Source organism: Chryseobacterium formosum (assembly GCF_026460885.1).
GTDB lineage: Bacteria > Bacteroidota > Bacteroidia > Flavobacteriales > Weeksellaceae > Chryseobacterium > Chryseobacterium formosus.
In genome coordinates, this window is the sequence record NZ_JAOVZW010000015.1 from 179,903 (window position 1) to 197,385 (window position 17,483).

The following is a 17,483-nucleotide window of genomic DNA, read 5'->3' on the forward strand; positions in this document are numbered from 1 at the left end:
ATAATCATTATTCACTTGAATCTTATAGTTTTAAGAAACTATTATGATTGCAATCATAATTTTTATCACCATTAAACAGTACATTTGTTTAGTAAGTAAAAGTAATTATTTGAAAATCAAATTACTGAGAATTTAATTTAAACCAAACCACAGAAAAATAAATACTATGAAAAAATCAGCGCTAATCTTAGCTTTGGGAATTCTTGTCCTGAGTTGTTCTAAAAAAGAAACACAAATACAGACCAATACCTCAGATTCTTTATCCGCAGATACAATGACTTCGGCAACTGTTCCTCAAGATACAATGTCTGTTTCTACGATTACAGACAGTTCTTCAATGCCAAAAGATTCAACGTCTACAACAAGAAAATAAATATTTGCAGTTTGTAAATATTTATTTTTATCATCCGATTTGTACTAAGTTTAAATGATTCATTATAATTTAAACTTTCAAATTTACACCATTAAAAGTGTAGATAATTCTACTATTTAAAATATAAATACTGAAATTCAGTAAAATATCTAAGTTTTGACACTCTTTATTTCAACGAGTTCTCCGTTACTGTAAACATTGTTGCCACCTAATATTTACTAATATCTTTTGTGAGGATTGCCATCACAATTCATTAAAAACATTGTGAAACTATGGTAATCAGTCACAAAATCCTGGAAAATGCAGGTGCGGTTACAAAAAATTATACTTCATCTGAAAATATCTTTACAGCGGGAGAATCAGCCAATCATTATTTCCAGATTGTTTATGGAAATGTAAAAATGAACAATTATGACGAGTCCGGAAAAGAAAGCATTCAGCATCTTTTAGAAAAAGGAGATTGTATTGGCGAATCTCTACTTTTTATTAATCGATCGTATCCTATGAATGCCGTTGCATTGAATTCATGCGAAATTTTAAGCCTTACAAAAGAAAAATTTTTAGATCTTTTAAAAGAAAATCCTAAGATTTGTTTTGAAATGAATAAATCACTTTCAGAAAAACTATATTTCAAACAAATTATGGCACAAAATATGTGTACACAAAGTCCTACGGTGAAACTAAAAACTCTTATGGATTACATGAGAAGTTTTGGGTGTGTGGAAAAGAGATTCACCTTTCAGATCCCATTAACGAGACAGCAAATGGCAAATCTTACCGGGCTTTGTGTAGAAACTGTAATCAGAGCATTAAAAAAGATGGAAAGAGACGGCAAATTGTTGATCGAAAATGGTAAAATTTTGTATTAAACTTAAAATACTATACCATGAAAACGATTAGTTGCATGAAGATTGATGAGCAATTGCTGAAATCTTACAGTGCCGAAATTAAAACTTACAAAGAAAAAGAATCTATTTTCCGCGAAGGAGACTCACCTTCTTATTATTTTCAAATTATGGACGGTTCTGTAAAAGTGAATAATTACAATGAAGAAGGGAAGGAGTTTATCCACAATATTTTAGGAAACGGGCAGAGTTTTGGCGATCCGCTGCTTTTTATTGATAAAAGATATCCTGTAAATGCTATTGCTCTAAAACCTACGACGGTTATTCGTCTACCCAGAAAGAATTTTATCAACTTAATTAAAGAACATCCTCAGGTTTCAATGGAAATGAATGCTTGTCTTTCGCACAGACTTTATTTTAAGATGATTATGATTCAAAATATGGCATCACATAATCCGGCTGCGAGAATTACCGGGCTTTTTGATTATCTTAAAAGTTATTCAGATTGCGGTGATAGTCATTCATTTAATGTAAAACTCACAAGACAGCAAATTGCAGATCTTACAGGATTGCGTGTAGAAACTATCATTCGTACCATTAAGAAAATGGAAAAAGAAGAAATTCTTAAAATTCACGAGCGTAAGATTTGTTATTAAAATTGTGACTCAAATCATAATCTGATAATTGTTTTGATTATTATATTTGAGTAAGATTCTTGTAAAATTACCTGCAAATAACATATCCTTTCACCAAATAACAATTAATATGAAACCTAAATTACAAAAATCCGAAGCAGAGATCTTTAAACACAGTTGATTCAATTTCATGTATTCATTTGAATATTATACTTTATCAGATTATCTCTTTGTTGAGGAATAGATAATCGTTATTCAATTTTTATTGTAAGCAATAAATTACATAAACACTTTACCAAATACACATCACTATATCATGGAATTTCAACAAAATTTACTCAATTACATCAGCGAAGCATTAATCACTACAAACGAAACTATTTCTATCGCTGAAAGTGTTACTTCCGGACTTTTCCAATTAGCTTTTTCGCAAATGCCAAATGCAGGAATGTTCTACAAAGGCGGAATTACAGCCTATACTTTAGCTCAAAAAGTTAAACTTCTAAACGTCGATGAAAATGAAGCAGATCTCTGCGATTGCGTTTCCGAGAGTATTTCAGAAACAATGGCGCTGAATGTTGCCAAATTATTTGAAACCGATTGGTCGATTGCCGTTACTGGTTATGCAAATCCAATCAGAAATTCGACTTACAAGATTTATTCTTATTATTCTTTTGCTTACAAAGGTGAAATTATTTTATCTAAAAAATTAGAACTTCACCCAAAAACACAGGCTCTAGGAGCTCAGGAATATTATACTGAATTTATTTTAGGCTGTTTTAAAAGTGAAATCAATAAACTTTTAATACTGAAATAAGACATAAACAGAAAGATTATTATTAAAAATAGTGCCTAAACCAAACCACCTAGAATTCATAGAATTTTAATAAAAAATCTTTCTGTTTTGTATTTTTAAAACGCCTTCTTTCTCCATATTTTTTATTACACGGATTACAGTTTCAACGCTTAATCCCGTAAGAGAAGCCAATTGTTGCCTTGTTAACTGAATTTGCAGTGCATATTGAGACTGATCATGATGGTGAGATTTAATATAATCCATCAACGTTAAAAGTTTTTGAGAAGGATTTTGAAAAGCCATACTTTGCATCATCAGAAATTTATAGTGCATATGCTCCGAAAGAGAGTTGATAATATCTGAATAATGTTCCGGTTGCTTTTTTAAAATTTCAAAATAATTAGCTTTTGGAAGTCTTACCACTTCAGTTTCTTCAATCGCAACCGCATTAATAGGATAGGATTTCTCTGTAAAAAGGGTAGATACGGCAATGCTTTGACCTTGTAAAAGTATTCCCTGAATAAATTCTTTTCCGCCTTCATTATAGTTATTCAATTTTACTTTACCTCTGGAAATCAGAAAAAAATAACTTGGCATTTCTCCTTCAGAAAAAATAATGTCTTCGGGATCGTAAGTTTTTAAATCTGCACCAAAAGAAAATAATAAATCTTCATTTATCATATTATAGGGATTAAATAAAATAAAATTTTTCATCAATATACTCTAAAACGTAATGATGCTGTATTGTTTAGAACTGTAAAGAAAAAGTAAATTTATACAAAAGTGAATTATTCACATACCACACAGATACCACATTCAGTACTAAAGCATGATTTTTTCATTGAAAATAAAAATTTTAATCAAAAATCGATGTTTGGATTAATTTTAAAAAGCAAAAATCAAGAAATCTTGTCTTGTTGATTAGAATCATAAAAAGAAAACTAAAAATTCTGATACATTTGAATGCAGCAATTTGAGAGGAAAAATCAGCCTCACAAATCTGATTAAAGTGAATTAATTATAAGAAAACACTTACAATTTTAAAAGAATAAATAACTGATTATAAGAATGTTAATCAAATTTTAGTTTTAAAATCAAAACTTTAATAATGATAGAGAAAAATTCTGCTATATGATGAATAAAAACAACGAAAACGTACAAGACCTAAACGCAGAAAATTACAAAGCAAAAATTGCAGCGGACGAAGAAATCATTAGACTTGCGAAAGAAAATTCGCCACGATTGTTGAGTAAATTTAAATCTGCATATCCTAAGTTTTTTGACAAACTTGCGGTAATTAACGCAAACCTACAAAATTCTGAAATTATTTTTTGTATCTATCTCAAGTTGAGATTGAGTACTAAAGAAGTCGCAACTTATACTTTTGTGACTCCAAAAGCAATTCAAAACAGAAAAAACAGGCTCAGAAAAAAACTCAATATTTCGTCTGATACCGATATTTACAAATGGTTTGATCAAATTTAAAAAAATCAAATCTCATAAATCTCAGCATCCGTAAAAACATAGAATCTTCCGCCTTTTGGAAGATTTTTTGTATCTAATCCTGTAAACTCACTGAAAGCAGGAAGCAACAATTGATTTTCCGAAACCACAAAACAAGGCAGTTTTATTTTTTTAACCACAGAATTAATAACAAATCCTGGATGAATATGACCAGTAATCTGAAATTTCATTTGCTCTTTTTCAAAATCGTGGACTAAAACAAAATCATCAATTTCTAAAGATTTTGATTTATAATTCAAGCATAATTTTGATTCTAATTTTTTTGAAATTCTGTCGTGATTTCCTTCAATTAGACAAAACTCTAAATCAGGATATTGATTTCTCCAAGTACAGAATTCATCCACATCAGAATTATCTCCTGCATGAAGTAAGTCTCCAACAACAATGAATTTTTCCGGCTGAAAATATTCAATCAGAATAGATAATCGCTCTAAATCATTTTTCATAATTTGGTTCGCCAACGCAATTCCGTTTTTTCGAAAATGAGCCGTTTTTCCGATATGCAAATCCGATAAGATTAATGCTTTTTCTTTTTTCCAAAACAATGCTCGCTGATTGGTTAAAGTGAAAATTTCGTCTTGAATCGTTGTATTTTTTGTTACTATTTTCATTCTAGTTATCTCAATTTCTTAGCTTGTATAATCAACTTCTGAATTCTCGCATCCAGATTCTCACTCGTCAAAGTCTGTCGTAAACTATCCACTTTTATCGGGAAACTCAACGGTGTAAAAGCATTCTCAAACTTCAGAATAATTTTCGATTTTTCAATTCTTTTGAACGCTTCCATCAATCTTTGTTCCTGTAATTGCATATTGAAAACTTCCGTATAAGCCTGTCTCACAAGAAAATGATTGGGGTCGTAATCTTCCAGAACTTTAAAAATCAAACCTGCTGAGCTTTGAAGCGATTTATTAGAACGTTGCTGTCCCGGAAAATTCTGAACTACCATTCCCGAAATCACTGCAATATCTCTGAATTTTCTTCGAGCCATTTCCGCAGCATTTATACTGGAAATCACATCGGTTATCAGATTTTCTCTCGTTAAAATTTTGTCTAAATTTTCTTCATTCAAAGGAATCTCTTTGTCACTGAACAACTCAAAACCATAATCATTCATCGCCATCGAAAATGAAATAGGAGAGAGTTTTGAGATTCGGTAAGCAATCAACGCAGCCATAACTTCGTGAACCAATCGACCTTCAAAAGGATACATAAACAGATGATAACCTTCTCGATTTTTAATTAATTCAACCAAAAATTCATCTTCTTTCGGAATATGCGAACGCTCTTCCTGGTTCACCAAAAGTGGATGAAGGAACTTCAGTTCTTTTTCAGAAGCTTTCGGATTTAATGCTCCGGAAAGTTTTTCTCTGAGAAAATGCCCCAAGTTTGAACTCAAAGGTAATCTTCCGCCCAAATAACTCGGTGCCAAAGCTTTTCCCTTTGACAATCGGACATAGACTGTCATATCTTTTACCATTGCAACTTCCAAAACCCGACCCGCCAAGATGAATTTTTCTTCTTTCTTTAATTTCGAAATAAAATATTCCTCAACCATTCCGATGTAACCGCCGGATATGAATTTTACTTTCAGCATCGCATCGCTTACGATTGCACCCATATTCATCCGGTGAAGCATCGCAATCCTGCGTGAAGTGACTTTGTGCAAACCATCTTCCATCACAACCACTTTATGGTATTCTTCATAGTTTTTTAACGCACTTCCGCCAATTGTAAGAAAATCAATAATAGCTTTCCATTCTTCATCCCTTATTTCCTGAAACGTATAAATCTGTTTGATTCTTTCGTAAGTTTCATCGGGATAAAATCCGTCGCCAATCGCCAAAGTCATCAGAAACTGAACCAAAACATCGAAGCACAAAACCTGTGGTTCACGAGGCTCAATCACATTTTGTTTGACGGCTTCCTTCAAGGCCGAAACCTCGATTAATTCTAAAGAATGCGTCGGAACGCAATAGATTTTCGAAGTTTCAAAAGGGGAGTGACCGCTTCGGCCTGCACGTTGTAAAAATCTCGCAACACCTTTCGCAGAACCAATTTGAATAACAGTGTCTACAGGTTTAAAATCAATTCCTAAATCTAAAGATGAGGTTGAAACAACTGCTTTTAGTTTTCCATTGCTTAAATTTTCTTCAATCCAAATTCTCAGATGCGCATCAATAGAACTGTGATGAATGGCGATTTGTCCGGCAAAATCTGGGTAGGCGTTGAGCAAAAGCTGATACCACATTTCACTTTGGCTTCTGGTATTTGTAAAAACAATTGTAGATTTTGATTCAAGAATAATTGGTACGACTTTATCTGCCAATTTTTGTCCGAGATGTCCTGCCCAAGGCAAAATTTCCACTTCATCCGGAAAAACCGAAAGGATATCGATTTTCTTTTTTTCTTTGGCTGTGATTTTTGTTTTTTTGATGTTGTAAGGAATCAAGACTTCCATCGCTTCATCCAGATTTCCAATCGTTGCCGAGATTCCCCAAATCTTCATTTTCGGAACATATTTTCTGAGCTGGGAAATTCCAAGTTCAACCAAAACGCCACGTTTTGAACCCAACAATTCGTGCCATTCATCAATAACGATACATTGCAAATCCTTAAAGAAACGCTGATGATTTTTTTGTCCAATAAGCAAGTGTAAACTTTCTGGAGTTGCCACAAGAATTTCAGGCATATTTTTGACCTGTTGCTGACGGACTTTCGGGTCGGTATCGCCATTTCTCACACCGACTGCCCAATCCAGACCAATCTCGTCAATCGCCTCCTGCATTGCTTTGGCGATATCTTTGGAAAGTGAACGGAGTGGTGTAATCCAAATCATTTTCAGTCCTTTTTTGTACTGGTCTGGATGATTCAGAAAGTCTGAAATTAAAGCTAAAAAAACGGAATACGTTTTCCCAAATCCGGTCGGTGCGACAACCATTCCGCTGTAGCCATTCCCAAATTTCTGCCAAGTCTGAACCTGAAATTTGAATGGTGAAATACCTTTATCGCTCATCCAGTTTTGAATGATTTTGTAGCCGTCGGTATTTTCAAATGTTGTCAAATTATCTTTTTTTTAAAACCACAAAAGTCACAAAATATTTTAGTGGTTGCTTAAGTTATTCAAAAGCTCAAAAAAGTTGTATGTATCATCTTTTATGGACTTTAATTTTAAATCAATAAATCTTTAGAAAACTTTTGTGACTTTTGTGGTTAAATTTTACTGTATCAATTTTTTTATCTCTTCAATATCATCAATCTCATTCACCGTTTTATCTTTCCGCCATCTCAAAATCCTCGGAAAACGCAGTGCAACACCACTTTTGTGTCGGTTGCTGAAACCAATTCCTTCAAAGGCAATTTCGAAAACCAATTCAGGTTTTACAGTTCGGACTGGACCGAATTTTTCAATTGCATTTTTATTCACAAATTTGCTCACTTCCATTATTTCTTTGTCGGTCAATCCGGAATAGGCTTTTGCAATAGTAACTAATTTATCGCCACTTTTCACAGCAAAACTGTAATCGGTGTAATAAGCGCTCCGTCGTCCGCTTCCTTTTTGAGCGTAAATCAGAACGGCATCAATTGTCAACGGATTGATTTTCCATTTCCACCAATCGCCTTTTTTTCGTCCTGAATGATAGTGAGAGTTTTTCTGCTTCAGCATCAGACCTTCACTGTTGATTTCTCTGGAATTTTCTCTAATTAAATCTAATTTACTCCAGTCTTCAAAATCAATGGCCTGAGAAATTTTAATGTTTTCTGGTGCTTCATTCAGCAACAATTCTTCCAGCATCGCTCTTCTTGCAGAAATTGGTTTTTCCCGTAAATCTGTTCCTTCCAGTTCCAAAATATCATATGCAAAAACTTCAATCGGAATTTCTGCGAGCATTTTTTTTGTTAAGGTTTTGCGGTTCAATCGTTTCTGTAATTCGTTAAAATTTAAAACATTACCTTCTTTTACCGCAAGTATTTCTCCGTCAATGACAAAATTTCCTTTCATATTCTGAACAACTTCTTTGATTTCGGGAAATTGTTCGGTAACCAATTCTTCTCCACGAGACCAGATGAAAACTTCATCATTTCTTCGGATGATTTGTCCACGAATTCCGTCCCATTTGTATTCAATCAGCCATTCATCGGGTGTTCCGAGTTCTTCCAAATCTTTTTCGAGCGCATAAGCCAGACAAAAAGGGTAGGGTTTTGAATTATCAGGATTGATATTTTCGGCAGAAATCAGTTCTTTAAATGAAACTTCGTCAGGTTGCCATTTTCCCATCAAACTGTGCATCAGCGTACTCGCTTCCTGTCCGGAAAATTTTGTCAACGCATTAATCAAAGTTTTATCTGAAACTCCGATTCTGAAACTTCCACCCAATAATTTATTGAAAATCAATCGTTCTGTGTAATCCAAACCGTTCCAGGAATTCAGAACGAATTCTTTCTTTTCCGCATCTGATTTATTTTTTAAACCGACGATTTCATTCATCCATTCAGACAAAGATTTCTCGATTTTTTCTGTTGGTGGCGGAAGAATCAATGACAACGTTTCGCCCAAATCTCCCACGGAAGAATAACTCTCCTGAAACAACCAAAAAGGCAATTGTGTAATTTCCAACGCCCATTCTTTCATATAATTGGTGTTCACGTTACGCTTTGGTCTTTTGCCTGTAAATAAAGCGATAAACCAAAGTTTGTCATCATCCGGCGCTCGTTCCAGATAATCAATGATTGCATCGATTTTAGCATTGGTTTTATTGGTGCTTTCGAGGGCGTTGATGAGTTCTGCGAAATTTTTCATACGTCAGAATTTTCGATGGTTTCTTTTTCAGTTACCTCTTCATCATCATATCCGTAAAGTGTTTCCACGACATCAGATTTAATTCCGATTTCGTTTAAGTATTTCGAAAAAACTTCGGTTTGTCCGTGAGTAACGTGAACAATTTCTGCTTCCGTCGCTTTCACAGCTTCCAGCAAACCTTTCCAGTCTGCGTGGTCGCTCATCGGGAAACCAGCGTCCATACTTCGCCATCTTCTTGCACCACGAACCTGCATCCAACCTGAACAAATGGCTGTCGCCGCATCAGGAATTTTCTTAATCACATTACTATCCACCAAAGCCGGCGGAACGATAACAATATCTCCCGCAACGTGTTTGATGTTTTCCCTGAAATCGGGAACTTCATAATCGGGAAGTACAATTCCAACCTCTTCAAAGGCCTTATTCAATTTTCCAATCGAGTAGTGGACGTGGATTTTTCCCATACCTTCAACAGCTTTCATAATCCGTTGAGCTTTACCCAAAGAATAACCAATAAAAATAGAAGTTTTTTGATTTTCCTGATTTCTTAAAACCCAATTCTGAAGTCTTTTATTTAAATCAGGAACTTCGAGCCAATTGTAAATAGGAAGCCCGAACGTACTTTCTGTGACAAATTCGTTGCACTTTACCAATTCAAAAGGTGTGCTCAAGCCATCATCCTGAACTTTATAATCTCCGGAAACTACACTTACATAACCTTTATATTCCAACCGAATCTGCGCCGAACCGATAATGTGACCTGCAGGATGAAGCGAAAGTTTGACACCGTTGATATTGAGAACTTCGCCATATTGCAAAGTCTGGCACTCGATATCTTCATCAATTCTTTTCTTTAAAATCGGTTTTGTGAAATGATGACAAAGGTATTTTTTCATTCCCCAGCGAGCGTGGTCTGCGTGACCGTGCGTAATGACCGCCAAATCGACAGGTCGCCACGGGTCAATGTAAAATTTTCCTTGCGGACAATAGATGCCTTTGTTTGTGAATGTGATGAGTTTCAAAATGGGTGTTTGGTTTAGAATTTACTATTCAAAAAGCTAACCAATTGTTAAAACTTACCTTAAATTTGTTTTTGTAAAATTTTTTCGATGAAAGAAAACCTGCTTCAAGCTTCCACGGAACCTTTACTTAATTATTTCAATAAAACGATTCCTTTGAATGCTGAGGAAACTCAACTTGTGACAGAACTTTTCAAATCGAGACTTTACAGAAAAAGACAGTTTGTTTTGCAGGAAAATGATGTTTGCAACCAATTTAATTTTGTGGTTCGTGGTTGTTTGAGAATGTATAAAATTGATGAAAAAGGAAATACGCATATTCTTCAATTTGCTTCAGAAAACTGGTGGATGATTGATATCGGAAGCTTTCATCAGAAAAAACCTTCAGAATTGTGCATTGATGCGCTGGAAGATACGATGGTTCTTCAAATCAGTTATGAAAATTTAATCAAACTTTATACTTCGGCTCCGAAATTTGACAGAATTTTCAGGGTATTAATTGAAAATAGTTTTGTCACACTTCAAAATCGTCTGCTTCAAAATATCAGTTCGACTGCCGAAGAACGTTATCTTTCTTTTTTGGAAACGTATTCTCATCTTTCCAATCGACTACCACAAACCCAAATCGCCTCGTTTTTGGGAATTACGCCAGAGTTTTTAAGTAAGCTAAAAGCAAAACTTCTTAAAGAAAAATCTTAATCTAGATTAAGACTATTTCTTAATTCAGTTCATTGGAAAAAGCCTTCTTTCTGATGGAAATTTGCATTATAATTTTAAAACAAATCATAATGACAACATCAAAAATTGCCATCATCGGCTTAGGAAATATCGGACAGGCAGTTGCCGGAAATCTCGCAAAATCACAAAGAGAATTTTTCGTTGCAGACAGAAATTTTGAAAAAGCCAAAGAACTTTCTTCAAATTTGGGGAATAAAGCACAGTCAAGTGATATTGCAACTGCTGTGAAAAATGCACAAATTTTAGTTTTAGCTATTCCGTTTGAAGCAATTGAAGGATTTTTAAAAGAATATTCAAAAGATTTAATCGGAAAAATCATTGTTGACCCTTCCAACCCAATTTCTCCAGATGAAAATGGAGGTTTCAAAAAAATCATTGGAGAAAATGAATCTGCCGGTGAAATCAATTCAAAATTTTTACCTGAAAATTCAAAATTAGTGAAGGCTTTGGGAACTCTTGGAGCAGCTTCTTTATCAGCATCGGCTTATCAAAATCCTGAAAAAGCGGTGCTGTTTTATGCTACAGATGATGAAAGTATAAATTCTGAAGTGGAAGATTTAATAAAAGATAATGGTTTTGAACCTTTAAAAATCGGTGGTATTAATCAATCTATACGAATTGAAGTTTTTGGCGACCTGCACGAGTTTGGAGCGTTGGGAAAACCAGTTACATTAACCGAAGTAAAAGGAAAAATATAATGTTTAAGAATAAAGCATTATCATTAATAATTACGGGTATGACTATTACAAATGTTTATGGTCAAACGATACAATTTGAAAATAAAGAATTTGAAATTTCTAATGTAAAGGCTTCTGTCATTGATTTTGAAGGTGATAAAGTTTTAAAGCTTGAGAGAGATTTAGAAAAAATACCTTTCGACGTTAATCATCTTGAGAATACGGTCGACGAAGCAACTTTCGTGAAATTAGCCAACGCAAATATCGAAAACGGAATCATTGAGGTAAAAGTGTACAGCCAGATTCAAAATCCTTCTCCGTTTGAGTTTGCGCAAGGTTTTATAGGTTTAGCTTTTAATATTAATAAAGATAATTCTGCTTTTGAATCGATTTATTTAAGACCAAAAGCAGCAAGGTCTGAACAGCAATTTGCGAGAAATCACAGTGTACAATATTACGCTTATCCGGATTTTAAATTTGAAAAATTAAGACAACCTGAATTCAAAGGACAATATGAAACGTATGCAGATTCAGGTTTGAATGAATGGATTACATTACGAATTGAACTCAAAGATGGAAAAGCAGATTTATTTGTAAATAATCAAAAATATCCATCATTTGTTGTGAATGAGCGAAAAGGAAAAACGCAATCGGGAAGTATCGGACTTTGGGTGGATATTGGAACAATCGGTTATTTTAAAGATTTAAAAATTACGAAACTTTGAGAAGTTTTTTTTCTAGATTTTCTCAATTGTCGATTCCGGAAGAGTTTATTTCTTTCGGAATTTTTATTTTAAATTCAGACTTTTCTGCAAATCGCTCCAAGCTCCACCGTTATAAACTTTTTTGAAGCCTTTTTCTTTTAAAATATGTTCGACTTTTACGCTTCTCAAACCGTGTGAACAAACTGTGATGTAGGTTTTATTTTTGTCAAGTTCAATATATCTTTCTCTGATTGTTCCTAAAGAAATATTCTGTGAACCGGAAATATGTCCCATTTCAAATTCTTTTTCTATTCTTACATCGAGAATAATGGCGCCGTTTTTAATTAATTTATTTAAACCATCGTCCAATGTCTGGTATTTATAAACTCTGTAAACAACGTAAATCAAAAGAATTATGCCACAGAAAATCGATATATTCTTCATAGTTTGCTGAGAATTTTTCTGTCAATGTAAAATGTTCCAAACGGAATGATACACCCCAAAAGTACTTTCCAGGTTATGTCTTTGAATTTCCAGTTTTGCTCAACCCCAACACTTAAAGTATTGAATAAAAACAACAGAAATAATGAACCGTGAATAGGTCCCATCATTTTTACTAAAGCTGGATTATCAAATCCGTATTTCAACGGAACGGCGATGAATATTAAGGTTAATAATGAAATTCCTTCAAGAATGGCGATGATTCTTAAACGTCCGATTTTGGTTTTAAATAAATCTATCATAATTATCTGAAATAAGGCCTGTTTGCAAGCGGAGAAAATGGCCAAGGAATCCCAATGAAAATAATGAATAACGCTATTGAAAAGTAAATCAACATTGTTTTAAACTTTTCGTTATCAGTCGTTTTTCTCTTGGAAATGGCAGAACCGATTGTTATTAAAATAATAGAAAATAACATCAAGAAAATGTGAATTAATCCGAAAAATAGTAAATCGAATGATTCTTTTGCTTCGTTAAAATTTTTCCAAAAGTATTTGATAATCGGACTCTGAGAATACAATGTTATTCCCAAAACCAATTGAATATGAGCAATTGTCGCCGTCCAATGTCTTACGGAATTATCTGTTTTTGAAAATTCTTTATTCAAAAAATAGCCCTTATAAGCTCTGAAAATAGAGTAGGGTAAACTCAATAAAACCAGCCACCGAAATGTGGAGTGCAAAAATGTAAGCGTTTGATACATCTTCAATTATTTTATGAAGCAAAAGTAAATAAAACATACTAATTAGTATTTTTTTATTAAAAAAATTATTTCAAAGTTTTAAAATAAGATTTAAGTCCTTTTAAATAAGTAAGATACACTGATTTAGAATTCTCTAATTTTCCTAAATTTCTAACACCCCAATAACCAGACATCACAAAAACAGCGACTTCCTTAGCAGAAACTTCAGTTTTGATAATTCCGTTTTCTTTTGCTTTTTCAATCGCATCAATCATTGTTTTTTCCCAATCTAAGGAAAGCGTATTTAATGCTTTTGTAAATTCAACATTCCAAGGAGCCATTTCCTGAGTGAAATTGGAGGCTGGACAACCGTATTCTACCTTTAAATTTTCGTTTTTCATGAGTAGATTATATATTAAGTTGTAAATTGTATCTAACGGATTTTCATCACTTTGAAATGGTTCAAGAAAAGTATTTTTGAATATAGATTTTAGTAGCTCATTAATAATTGCCAAACCCATTTCATCTTTGGTTTTAAAGTGATAATAGAAAGCACCTTTCGTAACTTTAGTGGTCGCAATAATTTCGTCAACACTAGTCGTCTGATATCCTTTTACATAGATCAGTTCGAATGCTTTTTGAAGAATATTGAGACGGGTGACTTCAGATTTTTTCATTACACAAAGAAACGATTTTTAGACAAAAAAAAGAGTTGTAGGTAAACAACTCTTTTCATTAAAGATTTAAGGAATCAATTTTTCTTCTTTTAATTTTTCAAATAAATCATAAAAAGATTCTTCCGTATTTTGAAACTCAGAAAATCCTGATTTCCTGCTGTTGGTCATATCTGTCATTACTTCAAGCGGTCTTCCTAAATCCAAATCTGTATGCCAGGCTGAAGATAATCGGTCTAAATTTTTTTCTTTTAAACCATATTTTTCTGCAATTTCTCTCCAGATTTCATGATTGTTTTGCATTTCATTTTCAAGAGGAATGATTTCGTTCTCAAAACCTGTAGCTTCAATACCAAAATAATCTGCCAATCTGAACCACAACCATTTCCAGCGGAAAATATCTCCGTTTGTTATGTTAAATGCTTTGTTTTTCGCTTCTTCTGTTGTTGCTGCCCAAACAAATTGTTTGGCTAAAATTCGCGCGTCTGTAACATCAGAAATTCCGTTCCATTGTGCGGAAGATCCCGGCCATATAAATTTTCCGCCAGTTTCTTTACAGATGCTTGCATAGATCGCCAAAGTAGTTCCCATATTCATCGCATTCCCCACAGCATGACCAATTACAGTGTGCGGTCTGTGAATACTCCACGTAAAACCATCTCTTTCGGAAGCGGCATACACCTCATCTTCCTGAGCATAGTAAAAATTGGGCAATGGAAGTCTTGGCTGTTCTTCTCTCAAAGGAGTTTCCGGTAATTTTCCCTCTTTTGCATACGCTTCAAATGGTCCAAGATAATGTTTCAGTCCTGTAACCAAAGCAACATGCTGCACCGATTTTTTTGGAGATAAAAAATCTAAAAGGTTTTTGATCAAAGCACTGTTTACACGAATATTTTCTTCTTCAGTATCATTTCGCATCCATGTTGTGAAGAAAATGTGCGTTGGAGCAATGTTTTCTAATGCAATTTCTAAACTTTTGAGGTCTAATAAATCTGCTTTTACAGAAATCAATCCTTCTATATTGTTATTGATATTTCTTGATATTCCGTAAGTTGTCCAGCCTTGAAACAGAAGTTCGTTGGCGAGATTGCTTCCGGTAATTCCGGTGGCACCTACGACTAATGCGATGTTATTATTGTTTTCCATATTGTAAAATTTCTTCTACAAAGTTATGAGGATGAGAATCGAAAACACTTGATCTAAGTCATGAGTTATGGTCAATTTAAAGTTCAAAATTTAAGATTAAAGATTTAAAGTTGGTTTTTTAAGAGAAGTTTTTTTCGTATTCTGCTCACGGTTTCCGGAGCCAAGCCCAAAAATGAAGCAATCAGATTGTGTGGAATTCTTTTGATCATTTCGGGATTTTTCTGAGCCAATTCGAGGTATTTTTCCTCTGCTGTATAGCTGTTTGAAGCAATTAAACGATAATCTTTGGTTACCAGACTGTTCTGATACAGAATCCTGAAATATCGATCCATCACAGGAATTTCAAGCATCATTTTTTCATAATCTTCGAGACTGATCATTAACAATTCGGTTTCTTCCACCGCATCAATATTCAAAACTGCTTTTTCCTGATTGATAAAACTTTTAAAATCTGAAATCCACCATCCTTCAAAAGCAAACATGTTGATGTTTTGACCACCTTTTTCATCATTAAAATAAGATTTGAGCAAACCTTTACTAACGAACGAAAGACATTTACAGACATCACCTCCTGCAATAAAAACTCTTTTTTCTTCAATTTTTTAATCGAAAAAAAAGACAGCAAATCATTTTTTTCTTCTTCGGTAAGATTAACTTTATTTTGAATATGAGAAATGAGGATGTCAAACATTTAGAAAATTATAAAACAAAATTAAGGTTTCTTCAAAGACGTTTTGAAATCATACAAATTGATTTCAAAACTTTCAATTTTGGTTCGGTCACTTATCATACTGCATTAAAGTTGTTTTTCATCGGGACTGTAATTTAAATAAAACCACAACAGCGCAAATAGATACAAAGAATGGAGTAGTTGTGCTTCAATCGCCGACCAGTTTTCAATAGAACTGCTTCCAAAAATCAGAATACTCATCAATGCGATTGCAGAATATATCGTTAATTTTGGTTTAAAACCAATCAACAGAGAAATCCCTACAATTGCCTCTAAAAATGGTAAAATATATCCAAAAGGTATAATCAAAACTTCAGGAATTGCCGATTTTTCCATAGATTTTACCATTCCTTCCGTGAAGGCTTGGAGTTTGGGAAGTCTTACCAATCCGTGTCCTGCCAATGAGATTGCGATTGGAAGTTTTAAAAAGAAAAATACGGTTTTAAAGTCTTTCATGTTTTCGATTTTTGGATGGAAGTTTATTTCTTTTTCAGAGAATTAATAATTCCGATTACATCATCTTTCCCGAAACCTTCATTTTGTGCAGACTGATAAGTTTCAATTAACGTCTGAGCCAAAGGAAAATCTGCACCTGCATCTTTAGCCAGTAGAATATCTTTTAACATTAAATCCAAAGAAAATGCAGGCTTGTAATCTTCTTCAATCAATAATGGAGTTTTTACCTTTGTAGCACCGCTTCCGCTTGCACTTTCGTTGATGATTTCGAGCATGTCTTTTCTTTCAATCCCCAATTTATCCGACAACAAAATGGTTTCTGCCAAACCCTGATACAATGTGGAAATAAAATAATTGACCGATAATTTTGCCGCCAGACCTTTTCCGTTTTTGCCTAAATGTTTAATCTGCTTTCCCATTTTTTGTAAATAAGGTACAGCTCTTTCAACATCTTTTTCTTCACCACCGACCATGATAATCAAAGTTCCTTCTGCTGCGGGTTTTGTACTTCCGGCAACCGGAGCATCGATAAAAGAGGCTTCTTTAATCTTTACGGCATTCCCGATTTCAGTGGAGATTTCCGGAGAAACCGTACTCATATCAACAAAGAGTTTTCCGGTAATATTTTGTTTTAAAATGTCTTCAAAAACAGCTTTCAGAGCTTTATCATTGGTCAGCATCGTGAAAATTATATCACTGTTTTCAACCAGATCTTTCAGGCTTTCTGCAACCTTTGATTTAGCTTTAAAATCTTCAGCTTTTTCAATAGTTCTGTTGTAAACTGTCAAAGGAAAACCTGCGTTCTCAAGATTTTTCGCCATCGGATGTCCCATATTACCCAAACCGATAAATCCTATTTTTTCTATGCTCATATTTTAATTGATATAAATTAATAACTTTTAAGTTTTTTCATAAAATCTGAAATTGCCGGATTCAAATCTTCAAAAAGTGGATGTTTTCTGTTTTTGATCATCACCTCTGTGAACAGTTTTAATCCTACACTAAATTCATTTACAGTGTTTTCGTCTTCAAAAATATTTTTAGATTGTACGACTTCAAAAATTTTGAATAGATCATCGTGATTTTCAAAATCAAAAGTTAATTGTTTTTCAGCTGAAGAACCGTCTTTTAAACTTAATTCTTTTAGATTTAACTGGTATTTATTATTTCTTTTTTCCATTT

22 protein-coding genes are annotated in these 17,483 nt (G+C 33.6%); 8 read left to right on the forward strand and 14 right to left on the reverse strand.

The features are described from left to right. Positions 1 to 166 precede the first annotated feature (166 nt). The 4 genes from OF897_RS13270 to OF897_RS13285 all read left to right on the forward strand — a co-directional run bounded on the left by OF897_RS13270 (position 167) and on the right by OF897_RS13285 (position 2,670). Positions 167 to 373 carry a hypothetical protein gene (locus OF897_RS13270; protein WP_267266166.1) on the forward strand — a complete coding sequence of 69 codons (207 nt, stop codon included), beginning with the start codon at positions 167 to 169 and terminating at the stop codon, positions 371 to 373. Positions 374 to 645: 272 nt separating this feature from the next. Further along, positions 646 to 1,242: a Crp/Fnr family transcriptional regulator gene (locus tag OF897_RS13275; RefSeq protein WP_267266167.1), complete on the forward strand. Its 597-nt coding sequence runs from the start codon at positions 646 to 648 to the stop codon at positions 1,240 to 1,242. Between the two features lie 17 nt (positions 1,243 to 1,259). Then, positions 1,260 to 1,874 carry a Crp/Fnr family transcriptional regulator gene (locus tag OF897_RS13280; protein WP_267266168.1) on the forward strand — a complete coding sequence of 205 codons (615 nt, stop codon included), beginning with the start codon at positions 1,260 to 1,262 and terminating at the stop codon, positions 1,872 to 1,874. A 295-nt stretch (positions 1,875 to 2,169) separates the two neighbouring features. Then, entirely contained in the window at positions 2,170 to 2,670 is a 501-nt protein-coding gene (locus tag OF897_RS13285) for a CinA family protein (RefSeq protein ID WP_267266169.1), read from the forward strand. A 66-nt stretch (positions 2,671 to 2,736) separates the two neighbouring features. Here OF897_RS13285 and OF897_RS13290 read toward each other — a convergent pair whose 3' ends face one another. Further along, entirely contained in the window at positions 2,737 to 3,330 is a 594-nt protein-coding gene (locus OF897_RS13290; protein WP_267266170.1) for a Crp/Fnr family transcriptional regulator, read from the reverse strand. 450 nt (positions 3,331 to 3,780) lie between these two features. Between OF897_RS13290 and OF897_RS13295 the strand changes: the two genes are divergently transcribed. After that, a complete protein-coding gene (locus OF897_RS13295) occupies positions 3,781 to 4,134 on the forward strand; it encodes a helix-turn-helix domain-containing protein (protein ID WP_267266171.1) in 354 nt (117 codons plus the stop codon). Between the two features lie 5 nt (positions 4,135 to 4,139). On the opposite strand, the gene pdeM is transcribed toward OF897_RS13295, so the two are convergent. The 4 genes from pdeM to OF897_RS13315 all read right to left on the reverse strand — a co-directional run bounded on the left by pdeM (position 4,140) and on the right by OF897_RS13315 (position 9,996). After that, positions 4,140 to 4,784, reverse strand: a complete 645-nt coding sequence (pdeM, locus tag OF897_RS13300; protein ID WP_267266172.1) for a ligase-associated DNA damage response endonuclease PdeM — start codon at positions 4,782 to 4,784, stop codon at positions 4,140 to 4,142. A 5-nt stretch (positions 4,785 to 4,789) separates the two neighbouring features. Next, the gene (locus OF897_RS13305; RefSeq protein WP_407648327.1) at positions 4,790 to 7,189 is read right to left on the reverse strand and encodes a ligase-associated DNA damage response DEXH box helicase; all 2,400 of its coding nucleotides are present in this window, start codon (positions 7,187 to 7,189) and stop codon (positions 4,790 to 4,792) included. A 204-nt stretch (positions 7,190 to 7,393) separates the two neighbouring features. Beyond that, entirely contained in the window at positions 7,394 to 8,974 is a 1,581-nt protein-coding gene (locus OF897_RS13310; RefSeq protein WP_267266174.1) for an ATP-dependent DNA ligase, read from the reverse strand. Continuing rightward, complete coding sequence (locus OF897_RS13315) at positions 8,971 to 9,996, reverse strand: ligase-associated DNA damage response exonuclease (protein WP_267266175.1); 1,026 nt, start codon at positions 9,994 to 9,996, stop codon at positions 8,971 to 8,973. The genes OF897_RS13310 and OF897_RS13315 overlap by 4 nt, the downstream gene beginning before the upstream one ends. 87 nt (positions 9,997 to 10,083) lie before the next feature. Between OF897_RS13315 and OF897_RS13320 the strand changes: the two genes are divergently transcribed. The 3 genes from OF897_RS13320 (at position 10,084) to OF897_RS13330 (ending at position 12,133) form a co-directional block, all read left to right on the forward strand. Then, the gene (locus OF897_RS13320; RefSeq protein WP_267266176.1) at positions 10,084 to 10,692 is read left to right on the forward strand and encodes a Crp/Fnr family transcriptional regulator; all 609 of its coding nucleotides are present in this window, start codon (positions 10,084 to 10,086) and stop codon (positions 10,690 to 10,692) included. Between the two features lie 89 nt (positions 10,693 to 10,781). Continuing rightward, on the forward strand, positions 10,782 to 11,429 hold the full coding sequence (locus OF897_RS13325) for an NADPH-dependent F420 reductase (protein WP_267266177.1): 648 nt from the start codon (positions 10,782 to 10,784) through the stop codon (positions 11,427 to 11,429). Continuing rightward, positions 11,429 to 12,133: a hypothetical protein gene (locus OF897_RS13330; protein ID WP_267266178.1), complete on the forward strand. Its 705-nt coding sequence runs from the start codon at positions 11,429 to 11,431 to the stop codon at positions 12,131 to 12,133. The genes OF897_RS13325 and OF897_RS13330 overlap by 1 nt, the downstream gene beginning before the upstream one ends. Positions 12,134 to 12,196: 63 nt before the next feature. Here OF897_RS13330 and OF897_RS13335 read toward each other — a convergent pair whose 3' ends face one another. From OF897_RS13335 to OF897_RS13375, 9 genes are all read right to left on the reverse strand, one after another. Then, complete coding sequence (locus OF897_RS13335) at positions 12,197 to 12,556, reverse strand: rhodanese-like domain-containing protein (RefSeq protein WP_267266179.1); 360 nt, start codon at positions 12,554 to 12,556, stop codon at positions 12,197 to 12,199. Next, entirely contained in the window at positions 12,553 to 12,855 is a 303-nt protein-coding gene (locus tag OF897_RS13340) for a DUF3817 domain-containing protein (RefSeq protein ID WP_267266180.1), read from the reverse strand. The genes OF897_RS13335 and OF897_RS13340 overlap by 4 nt, the downstream gene beginning before the upstream one ends. A gap of 2 nt (positions 12,856 to 12,857) precedes the next feature. Then, positions 12,858 to 13,316 (reverse strand): hypothetical protein, encoded by a 459-nt coding sequence (locus OF897_RS13345; protein WP_267266181.1) that lies wholly within the window; start codon positions 13,314 to 13,316, stop codon positions 12,858 to 12,860. Positions 13,317 to 13,381: 65 nt separating this feature from the next. After that, a complete protein-coding gene (locus OF897_RS13350; protein WP_267266182.1) occupies positions 13,382 to 13,972 on the reverse strand; it encodes a TetR/AcrR family transcriptional regulator in 591 nt (196 codons plus the stop codon). A gap of 66 nt (positions 13,973 to 14,038) precedes the next feature. Continuing rightward, positions 14,039 to 15,115, reverse strand: coding sequence for an SDR family oxidoreductase (locus OF897_RS13355; RefSeq protein WP_267266183.1), 1,077 nt, complete (start codon positions 15,113 to 15,115; stop codon positions 14,039 to 14,041). A gap of 104 nt (positions 15,116 to 15,219) precedes the next feature. After that, positions 15,220 to 15,714 carry a Crp/Fnr family transcriptional regulator gene (locus OF897_RS13360; protein ID WP_323809061.1) on the reverse strand — a complete coding sequence of 165 codons (495 nt, stop codon included), beginning with the start codon at positions 15,712 to 15,714 and terminating at the stop codon, positions 15,220 to 15,222. Between the two features lie 197 nt (positions 15,715 to 15,911). Beyond that, positions 15,912 to 16,301 carry a MauE/DoxX family redox-associated membrane protein gene (locus tag OF897_RS13365; RefSeq protein WP_267266185.1) on the reverse strand — a complete coding sequence of 130 codons (390 nt, stop codon included), beginning with the start codon at positions 16,299 to 16,301 and terminating at the stop codon, positions 15,912 to 15,914. Positions 16,302 to 16,324: 23 nt separating this feature from the next. Continuing rightward, complete coding sequence (locus OF897_RS13370; protein ID WP_267266186.1) at positions 16,325 to 17,173, reverse strand: NAD(P)-dependent oxidoreductase; 849 nt, start codon at positions 17,171 to 17,173, stop codon at positions 16,325 to 16,327. 17 nt (positions 17,174 to 17,190) lie between these two features. Further along, positions 17,191 to 17,481 (reverse strand): DUF3861 domain-containing protein, encoded by a 291-nt coding sequence (locus OF897_RS13375; protein WP_267266187.1) that lies wholly within the window; start codon positions 17,479 to 17,481, stop codon positions 17,191 to 17,193. Positions 17,482 to 17,483 lie beyond the last annotated feature (2 nt).